A 12,107-nucleotide genomic window follows, 5' to 3' on the forward strand; every position below is an offset into this window, starting at 1 on the left:
CTGTTTCCGCTCTTTGAAAATTAACTTTTAGCCGCAGGGCCAGCTTGCTCGCGAGCAAGCTTGCTCCTACAGGGTTTGAACAGCTTTGCGCCGGGCCCAAAGGCCGCCCAGCAGGCCGGTCAGGCAACCGATCAACAGGCCGCCGACATGGGCCGCGTTGGCGATCTGGCCAAAACCTATCATCGACACCAGCCCCGACATGCACAGCGCCAGCCACACCAGCATCATTACCAGCACTCCGCGAGGCAGGTGATACATCGGGTTGGGCGCCATCAACTGGTAAATCCAGACATGCCCCAGCAGGCCGTACAACACCCCCGACAACCCGCCAAACAGGCTCGGGCCGCCAAACAGGTATTGGGCGAAGTTGGAGACCAGGCTGAACAGCAGGCTCAGGCCGATCAGGTTGATGCTGCCCTGGCGCATTTCAATCCGTCGCCCCAGCTCCCAGTACCACATGCCGTTCATGGCAATGTGCAGAAAACCGAAGTGGATCAGCATCGGCGTGAACAATCTCCACCACTGCCCCGCTGCCAGGCTATCGGACAAAGGTGTGAACTGGATGTACTGCCCGTGAATGCTGAAATCGACAAACGTCAGCGCGCTCAGGGTCGACAGGTTGTCCCCCAGTTGCGTCACGGCAGCCACTATCACGCACAGCAAGAGAACGATGGCCGTTGCCGGGCTGTCGCGCACCTGCTGGACGAACCCCGGGCGGGCCATGGCCGGCGGACGCTCGACTATGGGCAGTTCATGCTCGGGGTCACCTGCCGGAAAACGCTGATACAGGCTGCGCACATCATCGGCAATGGTTTCGGGGGCCCACAACACCAGTTCCCCCGCCTCCTCACTGACCCTATGCGGCACTTGCATGCGCTTGAGCAAATGCACAAAACCGCTGAGATCGGTAGACAGCGGCAAACGTAAAACAGCAACAGCACTCATTGAATCGCCTCCGGGCGTTCCACATCTACCCACACGAACTTGTTCGGATCGAGCCGGGTTTCCTGATCAAGGCGATAAGCCACCAGCTTGCCGTATAGCACCGCGCTGTAATCCAGGCAGGCCAGGTTGGGGCGGATCGGTGCCGGATTACCACTGCGCCAGTAATGACCGACAAACAACAGCGGTTCATCGCTGCCGTAACGCAACAACGTATCCTTCTCAAGGCTGGACAGCGGCTTTTGCGCCACGCGCTCGGGCAGTGCATCAGGCTGGAACACAATGTCTCCGTAGGTTTTAGGGTCGTCTTCCCAGAACTTGGTGCGAAAGAACGCCCGCGTCAGACCATCGCCGCCAGTCAGCGTCATGCCGTCCGGCAAGCGCATGTCGGTACCGCGCAACAGCCGGTTGAAACTCAGGTTGGCGAAACTTTCAGGCATGGCTGCGGCCTGCAGAAACGGCTGGTCAATGCAGCCATCGGGAAATTCCCCGCGCAGGGTTGCAATCACCCGGGCATCCCAACAGGCATGCACTACCCGGAAACGACCGGCGTCGACAAACAGCGGCATGTCGTAAAACCACTGCACGAACTCGCGCCACTCGTCTGGATACGGGGCGAATTGTTCGAGGGTTTCGTGAATTAACCGGGCATGGCGCGGGGTATGTTCGCGCACATACAGCTTGCCACTGCCCGCAGGTGCCGGGGTACACCAGCCCAGCGCGTTGAATTCATGGTTGCCCATCAGGCACAGCGCCTGACCGGTCCTGACCATGTCATGCACAATATGCAGCGACTCGCGAATGCGCGGGCCGCGGTCAATGATGTCACCGAGAAACACCGCCATCCGTTGCGGGTGTCGCCAGATACCGGCGAGTTTGCGATAGCCCAGACGCTCCAGCAGGTGCTCAAGGGTATGAGCACAGCCATGCACGTCACCGATCAAATCGTAACTGCGCGCTGGATCTAGCATCAGTCAGCCCTGCCGCCCAAACGGCTGCCCCAGCCGAGTTTGGTCCTGCACACTTCGTAGTAGTTGTGGTCCAGCGGATGAATCAGGCGCAGTTTCTGCGCTTTTTTACTGACGGTGATGGTGTCACCCGGCGCGCAGGTGAAATGGTTCTGGCCGTCGCAGGACACTTGCGGGTAGATCTGCATGTCCTTGGCCACCACGATTTTCAACTCGCTGTTGCCGTCCACCACAATCGGACGGCTGCTGAGGGTGTGCGGGTACATCGGAACTATGACGATGGCATCCAGCTTGGGATGCATGATCGGGCCACCGGCCGACATGGCGTAGGCGGTTGAACCGGTGGGAGTGGCCACAATCAGGCCGTCGGCCTTCTGGCTGCAGACGAACTGGCCGTCGATATGCAGTTCGAATTCGATCATGCGCGTTGATTTGCCGGGGTGCAGTACCACGTCGTTCAGGGCATCGCCCTGGCCAATGGCTTCGCCGTGGCGGCGGACTTCAGCTTGCAGCAGAAAACGGTTTTCAACCAGATAGTGGCCATCGAGCACTTCGGCGACCTTGATTTCCAGCTCGTCGGGACGGATGTCGGTCAGGAAGCCCAGGCTGCCACGGTTGATCCCCAGTACCGGGACATTGTGCCGGGCCAGCGCCCGGGCCGCGCCCAGCAAACTGCCATCACCACCGACCACTATCACCATGTCGCACACTTCACCGAGCATTTTGCGCGATGAGGTTTGCAGGCCATGGCCGGGTAAAACCTCACCAATGGTGTCTTCGAGGATCACGTGCATGTGCCGCTCAAGCAGGAATTTTTTCAGTCGGCGAACCGTATCGAGCACCTGTGAACTGCCCAAACGACCAATGATGCCGATATTACGAAATTGCTCCATGAGGCTCCTGCAAGGTTCTAGGCGTGCGAAAACAGCGATTATGGGCGAAACGGGACGATAGACAAAACCCTTTCAGTCAGTGTGCAAACAGCTATGCTCGCACAATGATCCTCTTCCCCGACTTGCTCAACCTGCCCCGCCAATTGCGTCACCCCGAGGTGCGTGATCTGGCGTGGGTGATTCTCGCTCCGCCCATGCTTGAACAGACCCCCTGGCCACAGCGCCACCCCCTGGCCGGCAGCGCCTGGGTCCAGGCCCCCGAGCAGCTGGAACGCTGGCTGCGGGCTCTGGACAGCAACAGCGAGCCCTTGCAGCAATGGCTGGCACTGGCCACCACCCGCCGACTGGGCCGTTATTATGAGCGGCTGTGGCAGTTTGCCGTACAGCACGCGCCGGGAGTCGAACTGATCGCCGCCAACCTGCCGATCCGCCTGGGTGGGCATACCCTGGGCGAGCTGGACATGGTGCTGCGTGATCGCGACGGCGTACATCACCTGGAACTGGCGATCAAGCTCTACCTCGGTCCACAGCAAGGTGATGGCAGTGATCCTGCCCAGTGGCTGGGCCCCGGCAGCAATGACCGGCTGGACCGCAAGCTCAGGCATTTCAGCCAGCATCAATTACCCATGTCACAGCGCCCTGAAAGCCGCGAAATTCTCGCCGGGCTGGATGTACAGACCTTCAGCGCCCACATGTGGCTGGGGGGCTACCTGCTGTACCCGTGGCCGGGCCAGTCTCGGCCACCACTGGGCGCCAACCCGCAGCACTTGCGTGGCAGGTGGCTGCATCAAAGTGACTGGCCTGCGTTTATCGGGCAAAGCGCTGCCGGTTGCTGGCAGCCCTTGCCCCGGCATGCCTGGCTCGCCCCGGCGCACTATGGCCCGGAGGGCATCTGGAGCGGGCAACAGCTGCAGGTCTGGCTCGACGAACTGCACCCCCAGGCCCCGGCCCAGCTGCTGGTACGCCTCACAGAAAGCCCCCAAGGTGACTGGGAAGAAGCTGAGCGGCTGTTTCTGGTGGCCGATCTATGGCCAAATTTGCCCGGAACCCCTGAAAACTGACACATCTCAGGTGCAACCTGACACAACCCGTTTAAAGTGAAGCTACTCCGTCGAACAAGAGCGGAGGTTTTAGACCTGAATCGAGAGGAAACAGCATGTCCTGGAAAAGCACCGCCGATCAATACAGTCGAATGTCCATCGCCCTGCACTGGCTCATGGTGCTGTTGTTTGTACTGATTTATGCGGCCATCGAGTTTCGCGGGATATTCCCGAAGGACAGCGATGGGCGCAATCTGATGAAAGACGCGCACTTCATGCTCGGCCTGACGGTGTTTGTGCTGGTCTGGCTGCGGTTGCTGGCGCGAACCCTGGGCGCGGCACCAAAAATCACCCCGACCCCGCCGGCCTGGCAAACAGCCCTCGCCACCTTGATGCACTGGGCGCTGTACCTGTTCATGATCGCCATGCCGGTGCTGGGCTACCTGATCCTCAGCAACAATGACAAATCGGTGTTTTTCTATGGTTTCGACCTGCCGCCGCTCACCGCCAAGGACGTGGACTTCGCCAAGCAGATCAAAGGCTGGCACGAACTGGGGGGCACCATCGGTTACTGGCTGATAGGTTTGCACGCCGTGGCGGGCCTGGCGCATCACTACCTGATCAAGGACAACACCCTGTTGCGCATGCTGCCCCGCCGCCGATAAACCAGCGGTGAAATGTAGGAGCGAGCTTGCCTCGCGATCTATTCTCGCGATCCATTAATGACGAAGAGCTCGCGAGACAAGCTCGCTCCTACAGCAGGGCCTCAAACCCCCGGCGGCCCTGCAAACCGCCGGTGTGCACAAACACCAGGCGCTGACCGGCGGTAAACCGCCCCGCCTCGACCGCCTGTTTGAGCGCCATTAACGCCTTGCCGGTGTACAAGGGCTCCAGCGGCAAGTCGCTGGCCGCTTCACTGTCGCGAATAAAGTCCAGCAACGCCCCGTCGACTTTGGCAAAACCACCGCGACTGGCATCAATCAGTTCATGATTGCCCGGCCCCCACCCTGCCTCCAGCAAAATCTGCTCCACCTGGGCCGCCACGCCATGGTCATCCGGCACCGCCAGCGCGCCATAAACCCTTCGCTGCGGGTCTTCGCCCAGTATCAGCCCGGCCAGCGTAGTCCCGGTGCCGGCTGCCAGCCACCAGCCGTGGTAATCGTCCCAGCCCAGGGTGCTCAACTGCTCACGTACCTGAACCACCAGCGGCATGCAGCCTGCAGCGCCCACCAGCCCGCCGCCGCCTTCAGGTACGTTATGCAACAGTGGATAGCGCTCCTGCCAGGGCTCCCAGAAACCCGGAGCATGGCGCGCCCGATACCCGGCAAAACCCAGCCAGTGCAACTGCATGCCGAACCGCTCCAGATCGAGGGTGGTCGGGGTTTGCTGTGGGTGCCCGCGCAGCAGGCCCACTGTCGCAAAGCCAAAGCGCTTGCCGGCCGCCGCCAGGGCATGCAAATGGTTGGAGTGGGCGCCGCCCAGACTGATCAGCCCATGGGCCCCGGCAGCGTGCGCCGCCTGCAAATGCCCGGTGAGCTTGAACCACTTGTTGCCGCTGATCAGCGGGTCAATCCGGTCCAGGCGCAGCACCGCCACTTCAACCCCGGCCCGCTGCAGCCAGGCAAAGTGCAGCGGCTGCAACGTGGCTCGGGGATGCCAGTCAATCAAGGGCAACATCATGGCGGCTTCCATTTAAAAGGAAGCCAGTTTAGCGCACCCGACAACAGGCGCAGCCTGTCGGTTTTCACACGCCAGTCGACCAATAAACCGACTCGATCACCGGCTTCTTGGTAAGGTGTGCGCCGACTTTCGTAGCCAGCTAACGACCTGCTGGCCGCTGCTTTGTGTTTACTGACGTGAGACGCCCCAGAAATGCCCGAGCCGATCCCTCTTAAAGATCACGAAACCGAGAAGCGTCTGGTCAATAAACGCCTGATTGCCTGCGCCCTGCTGGTGCTGACGGTCAGTTGCACCCTGATCGGCCGAATGTACTTTTTGCAAGTCACCGAATTTGACTACAACTCGACGGTGTCCGAGAACAACCGGGTGCATGTGTTGCCGATCCCGCCGGAACGCGGCTTCATTTACGACCGCAACGGCGTGCTGCTGGCCGACAACCAGCCCAGCTTCAACATGACCATCACCCGCGAACGTGCCGGTGATACCGCCAAAGTGCTGGATTCGGTCATGAGCATCCTGCACTTGCCGGAAGAAGACCGCGCCGTCTTCGCCAAATCAATGAAGCAGGCCCGCCACCCGTTTGACCCCTCGACCCTGCTGTATGAGCTGAGCGAAGAGCAGATCGCGCTGCTGGCGGTCAATCAGTTCCGTCTGCCGGGAATCGATGTAGAAGCCCAGTTTGTACGCCACTATCCCCAGGGCGATCATTTCGCCCACTCGGTGGGATACGTTGGCCGCATCAACGAGAAAGAAGCCAAACAGCTGGACCCCACTCAGTACCGGGGCACGCAATCGATCGGTAAAACCGGTATCGAACGCTTCTACGAGCCCGAACTGCACGGCAAGGTCGGCTTTGAAGAGGTCGAGACCAACGCCCAGGGCCGGGTGATGCGGGTGCTGCGCCACACCGACGCGGTGGCAGGCAAAAACATTGTGTTGAGCCTCGATATCAAACTCCAGGAAGCCGCTGAAGAAGCCCTGGGTGACCGTCGTGGCTCAATCATTGCCCTGGACCCGAAAACCGGCGAAGTGCTGGCGATGGTCAGCAAACCCAGCTTCGATCCGAACCTGTTCGTGACCGGTATCAGCTCCAGAGACTACTCGGCCCTGCGCGATTCCATCGACAAGCCGCTGTTCAACCGGGCCTTGCGTGGCCTGTATGCGCCGGGCTCGACCATCAAGCCTGAAGTGGCGATTGCCGGGCTCGACAGCGGCGTCATCTCGGCTTCGACCCGGGTGTTCGACCCCGGCTATTTCCAGTTGCCCAACGTCGACCACAAGTACCGCAACTGGAACCACAGCGGTGATGGCTGGGTGGACTTGAACGCGGCAATCATGCGCTCCAACGACACCTATTTTTATGACCTGGCATCCAAGCTGGGCATCGACCGCATGCACGACTACATGGCGATGTTCGGGCTGGGACAGAAGGTCTCGCTGGACATGTTTGAAGAGTCCTCGGGCCTGATGCCCTCCCGCGAATGGAAGCGCAGCACCCGTCGCCAGGCATGGTTCCCCGGCGAAACGGTGATTTTGGGGATTGGCCAGGGCTACATGCAGGTCACGCCGTTGCAACTGGCGCAAGCCACTGCACTGATTGCCAACAAGGGCGTGTGGAACCGTCCGCACCTGGCCAAAACCATCGACGGCACGCCGCCGGCTGACGACAACCCGATCGCCAATATCGTGCTGCGCGACCCCAGGGACTGGGAGCAGGTCAACCATGCGATGCAGCTGGTCATGCACGACCCTCGCGGCATTGCCCGGGCAGCTGCCCAGGGTGCGCAGTACCGGATTGCCGGCAAAAGCGGTACTGCACAGGTGGTGGCGATCAAGCAGGGCGAGCGCTACAACCGCTTGAAGACAGCCGAGCGCAACCGCGACAACGCCTTGTTTGTCGGATTCGCCCCGGCCGAAGACCCGCAGATCGTCATCTCGGTAATGATCGAAAACGGCGAAGCCGGCGGCCGCGTGGCAGGGCCGGTGGTGCGCAAGGTGATGGACGCCTGGTTGCTTGATAATCAGGGCGTGCTGAAACCCCAGTATGCCAGCCCGCAGGTCAAGGCCCATCCAAACCCGCATGTGTAATTGATTCATCTGCAGGAGCGAGCTTTTAAACAGCTTGCTCCTGCAGATAATCATTGGCTTCAGTAGCGGGCGTCCGCCGGTTTGCCGCCCTTTGGCCAGTCCCCGGCCTTGTCGGCAAAGTCCGGACGAGGCTGGTGCGAGAAGTACTCGGCCACGTCCACTGCATCCTGATCCGACAACCCGCCCTGCCCCAACGGGAATTTCTGGTGAAAGCCAATCGGCATATTGCGTTTGACGAATGCCGCCGCGGTATAGGTGCGTGCCATGCCCGCCCCGATATTGAACGACTCATCGCCCCACAACGGCGGGAACACAAAGCTGCCATCGGCATGCTTCAAGCCTTGCCCGTTATCACCGTGGCACACCGCACATTGCTGCACATACACCACCTTGCCGTTCTGTGAATCGGGCTTGATGCCCGGGTCCACCTTGCCCACACCACGACCCGCCACTTTATCGCCCGGGGCCGTGTTCATTTTCATCCAGTCGAAATACGCCACCATCGCCTGCATGTCAGCTGATGCCACAGGCAACGGCTGGCCATTCATCGAGCGCCGGAAACAGCCGTTGATCCGTTCCTCCAGCGTCACTTCCTTGCCCGCCCGGGGTGCATAGCCAGGGAAAAACGCCGACACCCCCACAAACGGCGAACCGTCGGCCACGGTGCCCGCGTTCAGGTGGCAACTGGTGCAATTAAGCGCATTCCCGACGTTGTCCGGCAGCAAAGCCTTGGTTTGCAGGTGCAACCGCATGCCGCGCAGCACCTGGTCAGCATTGGATGCGGACAACAGACCGGCCAGGCGCGGCGTCTCAAACGCCGTAGCGTCGATGGTTTGCGGGTTGAGCTGTTTACGCATTGCCGCCACTTGCGCAGGACTGATCGCTGACGCCTGGTTGCCCCAGCTGCTACGGACAAAACTGAGGATCTCGGCAATTTCCCCGTCACTCAACCGGGCAAAGCCGGGCATTCTGTAGACCCGCGGATGAGCCTCGGTCTGCGGGGTTGCCCAGCCCGTAAGGGTGATATGCAGCAAAGAGGCCGGGTTGGCAGCAATGATGCCCGGGTTGCCATTCAATGGCGGGAACATACCTTTGACTCCGCCACCGTCCGGGCGATGGCAATCGGCACAGAACTGGGTGTAGCCCAGACCGCCACGACTGCTGAACAGGGAGTCCGGGGCAATGGCTGGCTCACTGGCAACCATCGGCATTGGCAAGTCGTCCTTGCCCGCCGGCAACGACTTCAGATAGCTGGCGATCGCCGTCAGGTCCCCATCGGTGAAATGCTGGGTACTGTGATGAATCACTTCGGCCATGTTGCCCGAGACCGTGGCAAAGCGGTTTTGCCCGGTTTTAAGCAACTGCACCGTGTCTTCGACGGTCCACAGGTTGCGCAGGCCAATTGCCCGCCAGTCTTCCACGGTTTCCCCGGCCAGATAGTATTTACCGCTACTGCCCGCATCGCTCATGGCCTTTTCCTGAAAGGCTATCCCGCGGGGTGTGTGACACGACCCGCAATGCCCCAGGCCCTGTACCAGATAAGCACCGCGGTTCAGCTGCTCGCTGCGGCCCGGCTCGGGAACGAACCGCTGGTCATCGACAAACAGCAGATTCCACAGCGCCAGTCCCCAGCGCTGGTTAAACGGAAATCCCATGTCGGCTTCCAGGTTTGCCTGCCTGACCGGAGTCACACCCTGCATCAGATAAACGTACAGGGCGCGCATGTCCTCTTCACTCATCTTCGCGTAGGAAGGATACGGCATGGCCGGGTATAGATTCTGGCCGGTACGCGTAATGCCTTTACGCATCACCAGGTCAAACTCATCCAGGCTGTACTGACCAATCCCGGTATCGCGCTCAGGGGTGATGTTGCTGGAGTAAATCGTACCCATGGGTGTTTTCAGTTCCAGCCCGCCCGCCATCACCGCCCCGCCTTTGGCGGTATGACAGGCAATGCAGTCGCCGAGCCGGGCCACATACAGGCCGCGTTCGATCAAGGCATTCTGATGCAGCGGATCGGCGTCAGCGGCCGTTATCGACTCGCTGGCCTGGGCCTGAACCGTGCAAAACAGCGTCAGGCCCGCGAGCACCAGACGTGGAAGGGTAAAAAGCATGGGCTATTCCTTTAAAGCAACGGCCTGGGGTGATCCCCTCGGCCATGCTGTTTTTGTTATTGACTCCTCACAATCTGTTGTAGCCGGTTTTAAACAGACAGTGCTTGACCCGGGTCAGGCATGGGCCACGTTGCCCCTTGCAGCAACGCTCTAAGCTAGTTCCAAAACGGTATTTTCCCCTTTTATTTAAAGCACTTAGATTCAGCCCACCGGACCACCGGCCCTTTGCTTGAACCTCTCTTTCAGTCCATTACAACAAGGTCCGGTCCATGTCCCTGCGCACCCTTCTCGTTGCCCTTTCACTGGCAGGCCTGAGCCTTGGCGCCCAGGCCGCCGACCTGACCATCGGCTACATCACCGGTATCGATCCGACCAAACTGGCCCAGGCGGAAGGCAGCTACGACAAAGCCATTGGCCAGAAAATCGACTGGCGACGCTTCGACTCGGGCCCTTCGGTGGTCGCCGCGCTGGCCTCGGGCGACCTGCAGATCGGTAATCTGGGCTCAAGCCCGCTGGCAGCCGCCGCCTCGCGCAACGTACCGCTGGTGACCTTTATCGTCACCGCCCGGATCAAAGGCTCAGAAGCCCTGGTGGTACGTGATGGCAGCGGGATCAAGGAGCCCAGGGACCTGATCGGCAAAACCATTGCCACCCCCTTTGTCTCCACCTCCCACTACAGCCTGCTGGGGGCGCTGAAACACTGGGGGCTCACGCCGCAACAGGTGAAAGTGGTCAACCTCAGTCCGGCACAAATTACCGCAGCCTGGAAACGTGGCGATATCGACGGCGCCTTCACCTGGTCACCTGCACTGGGGGAAATCCGCAAAACCGGAACCATACTGACCGACGCGGGCCAGGTCAGCGAATGGGGCGCGCCAACCTTTGAAGTATGGGTAGCACGCAAGGACTTTGCCGAAAAACACCCGGAAATCGTCGCTGAATTCGCCAAAGTCAGCCTGGATGCCATTGCCGATTACAACGCCCATCAGGCCGCCTGGACGGCAGATTCGCAGCAGGTGCAGAAAATTGCCAAACTCACCGGGGCCAATGCAGCCGATATTCCGCAACTGCTGCAGGGCGCGCACTTCCCTTCGACTGCCGAGCAGAAATCCCCGCAACTGCTGGGCGGCGGCACCGCCAAAGACATCGCCCGGACGGCCCTGTTCCTCAAGGAGCAAGGCAAGATTGAAAGCGTTCTGCCGGACTATTCAGGCTATGTCAGCGATAAATATCTGCCTCAATAGCAAGCAGTGACTCACTGGCATAACAAATGCTTCCTTAGCCTCCAAGAGTACGGGTCATTGCAGGGGCTCAATGCGCTTGCCCTGAGCTAGACACGTCCCGGATCATAAGGAGGAATCTGAAGATGGCAACACCAGTAACAGCGTCACCGAGCAATCAGCCCACAGTGAAAACCGTGGGCTTTTTGGTGATACCAAACTTCACCACCATCGGTTTTGCCTCGGCCATCGAGACCCTGCGCATGGCCAATATGGCAGCCCGGCGCGAGCTGTTTCGCAGCGTGATCATTGCCCCCAACATGGACCCGGTCATTGCCAGCAACGGTATGCGCATCCTCCCCGACCATGCCGTTGGCGATGCACCAAAGCTGGATATTCTGCTGGTGGTGGGCTCCAACCCCATCGTCTCCCACCTCAGCAGCCGGCCCGTACTCAACTGGCTGCGCAAACTGGCCCATGAACAGGTGGCACTGGGGGGCATTTGCACCGGCAGTTACTGGCTGGCCCGTGCGGGTCTGCTCAAGGGGTATCGCTGCACCATCCACTGGGAAGACATCGAAACCCTCAAGGACCACTTTCCGGGGATCATCATTTCCAACCAGCTGTTCGAACTGGATCGTGATCGCTACACCTGCTCCGGCGGCGTGGCGTCCATGGACATGACCCTGCAGCTGATTGCCCGCGAACCGGGTGGCCGGGAGATTGCGGCCCATGCCGCCGAACTGCTGCTGTGTGATCGCGCCCGCGGAGCCCAGGAGCAGCAGCGTGTACCGCTGCGGCAAAAGCTCGGCACCTCGCAGCCCAAGCTCAGCCAGGTGGTGGCCATCATGGAAGCCAATCTCGAAGAGCCGGTGAGCCTTGAAGACCTGGCGCGCTTGAACGAAGTCTCGGTGCGCCAGCTGGAGCGCCTGTTTCACAAGCATCTGCAGCGCACCCCGAGCCAGTACTACCTCGAACTGCGTCTGGCCCGCGCCCGCAGCCTGTTGCTGCGCAGTGAATCCCAGGTCAGGGATATTGCCCTGGCTTGCGGCTTTGTCTCGGCGGCGCATTTTTCCAAGTGCTACAGCCGCCTGTTCGGGGTATCACCCATTGGCGAACGCAAGCAGGTGGCGGTGCATTAAAACGAAAACGAGCTTGCGGG

At 60.4% G+C, this 12,107-nt stretch carries 10 protein-coding genes; 5 read left to right on the forward strand and 5 right to left on the reverse strand.

Features of this window, described 5'->3' with window-relative positions; all coding sequences use genetic code 11:
* Positions 1 to 66: 66 nt before the first annotated feature.
* Genes WG29040_RS22605 through WG29040_RS22615 form a run of 3 tightly spaced genes read right to left on the reverse strand, consistent with a single transcriptional unit; the run spans position 67 to position 2,803 of the window.
* A complete protein-coding gene (locus tag WG29040_RS22605) occupies positions 67 to 945 on the reverse strand; it encodes a rhomboid family intramembrane serine protease (RefSeq protein WP_003444782.1) in 879 nt (292 codons plus the stop codon).
* Positions 942 to 1,913, reverse strand: coding sequence for a metallophosphoesterase (locus WG29040_RS22610; protein WP_127196911.1), 972 nt, complete (start codon positions 1,911 to 1,913; stop codon positions 942 to 944). The genes WG29040_RS22605 and WG29040_RS22610 overlap by 4 nt, the downstream gene beginning before the upstream one ends.
* Positions 1,913 to 2,803 carry an NAD(+) kinase gene (locus WG29040_RS22615; protein ID WP_003444785.1) on the reverse strand — a complete coding sequence of 297 codons (891 nt, stop codon included), beginning with the start codon at positions 2,801 to 2,803 and terminating at the stop codon, positions 1,913 to 1,915. Before WG29040_RS22615 ends, WG29040_RS22610 begins: the two co-directional genes overlap by 1 nt.
* 104 nt (positions 2,804 to 2,907) lie before the next feature.
* Here WG29040_RS22615 and WG29040_RS22620 point away from each other — a divergent pair, with 104 nt between their 5' ends.
* Complete coding sequence (locus tag WG29040_RS22620; RefSeq protein WP_010657256.1) at positions 2,908 to 3,864, forward strand: DUF1853 family protein; 957 nt, start codon at positions 2,908 to 2,910, stop codon at positions 3,862 to 3,864.
* Positions 3,865 to 3,959: 95 nt separating this feature from the next.
* Positions 3,960 to 4,508 carry a cytochrome b gene (locus WG29040_RS22625; RefSeq protein WP_003444790.1) on the forward strand — a complete coding sequence of 183 codons (549 nt, stop codon included), beginning with the start codon at positions 3,960 to 3,962 and terminating at the stop codon, positions 4,506 to 4,508.
* Between the two features lie 88 nt (positions 4,509 to 4,596).
* On the opposite strand, the gene WG29040_RS22630 is transcribed toward WG29040_RS22625, so the two are convergent.
* Positions 4,597 to 5,523: a 1-aminocyclopropane-1-carboxylate deaminase/D-cysteine desulfhydrase gene (locus tag WG29040_RS22630; protein WP_127196912.1), complete on the reverse strand. Its 927-nt coding sequence runs from the start codon at positions 5,521 to 5,523 to the stop codon at positions 4,597 to 4,599.
* Positions 5,524 to 5,715: 192 nt separating this feature from the next.
* Here WG29040_RS22630 and mrdA point away from each other — a divergent pair, with 192 nt between their 5' ends.
* Complete coding sequence (gene mrdA / locus WG29040_RS22635; RefSeq protein WP_003444793.1) at positions 5,716 to 7,611, forward strand: penicillin-binding protein 2; 1,896 nt, start codon at positions 5,716 to 5,718, stop codon at positions 7,609 to 7,611.
* Between the two features lie 59 nt (positions 7,612 to 7,670).
* Here mrdA and WG29040_RS22640 read toward each other — a convergent pair whose 3' ends face one another.
* Positions 7,671 to 9,725, reverse strand: coding sequence for a c-type cytochrome (locus tag WG29040_RS22640; RefSeq protein WP_127196913.1), 2,055 nt, complete (start codon positions 9,723 to 9,725; stop codon positions 7,671 to 7,673).
* Positions 9,726 to 9,994: 269 nt separating this feature from the next.
* On the opposite strand from WG29040_RS22640, the gene tauA reads away from it, so the two are divergent.
* Positions 9,995 to 10,969 carry a taurine ABC transporter substrate-binding protein gene (gene tauA / locus WG29040_RS22645; protein ID WP_003444795.1) on the forward strand — a complete coding sequence of 325 codons (975 nt, stop codon included), beginning with the start codon at positions 9,995 to 9,997 and terminating at the stop codon, positions 10,967 to 10,969.
* A gap of 122 nt (positions 10,970 to 11,091) precedes the next feature.
* Positions 11,092 to 12,087: a GlxA family transcriptional regulator gene (locus WG29040_RS22650; protein WP_003444796.1), complete on the forward strand. Its 996-nt coding sequence runs from the start codon at positions 11,092 to 11,094 to the stop codon at positions 12,085 to 12,087.
* The last annotated feature ends 20 nt before the right edge of the window (positions 12,088 to 12,107 follow it).

Origin of the sequence: Pseudomonas sp. PAMC 29040, from assembly GCF_003994535.1 — a bacterium.
Classification (GTDB): Bacteria; Pseudomonadota; Gammaproteobacteria; order Pseudomonadales; family Pseudomonadaceae; genus Aquipseudomonas; species Aquipseudomonas paraversuta.

Bases quoted from the DNA above. Each gene is read 5' to 3' on its own strand.
- WG29040_RS22650 (WP_003444796.1), top strand. From the start codon at position 11,092: ATGGCAACACCAGTAACAGCGTCACCGAGCAATCAGCCCACAGTGAAA.
- WG29040_RS22640 (WP_127196913.1), bottom strand. From the start codon at position 9,725: ATGCTTTTTACCCTTCCACGTCTGGTGCTCGCGGGCCTGACGCTGTTT.
- WG29040_RS22610 (WP_127196911.1), bottom strand. From the start codon at position 1,913: ATGCTAGATCCAGCGCGCAGTTACGATTTGATCGGTGACGTGCATGGC.
- mrdA (WP_003444793.1), top strand. From the start codon at position 5,716: ATGCCCGAGCCGATCCCTCTTAAAGATCACGAAACCGAGAAGCGTCTG.
- WG29040_RS22615 (WP_003444785.1), bottom strand. From the start codon at position 2,803: ATGGAGCAATTTCGTAATATCGGCATCATTGGTCGTTTGGGCAGTTCA.
- WG29040_RS22625 (WP_003444790.1), top strand. From the start codon at position 3,960: ATGTCCTGGAAAAGCACCGCCGATCAATACAGTCGAATGTCCATCGCC.
- WG29040_RS22620 (WP_010657256.1), top strand. From the start codon at position 2,908: ATGATCCTCTTCCCCGACTTGCTCAACCTGCCCCGCCAATTGCGTCAC.
- tauA (WP_003444795.1), top strand. From the start codon at position 9,995: ATGTCCCTGCGCACCCTTCTCGTTGCCCTTTCACTGGCAGGCCTGAGC.
- WG29040_RS22630 (WP_127196912.1), bottom strand. From the start codon at position 5,523: ATGATGTTGCCCTTGATTGACTGGCATCCCCGAGCCACGTTGCAGCCG.
- WG29040_RS22605 (WP_003444782.1), bottom strand. From the start codon at position 945: ATGAGTGCTGTTGCTGTTTTACGTTTGCCGCTGTCTACCGATCTCAGC.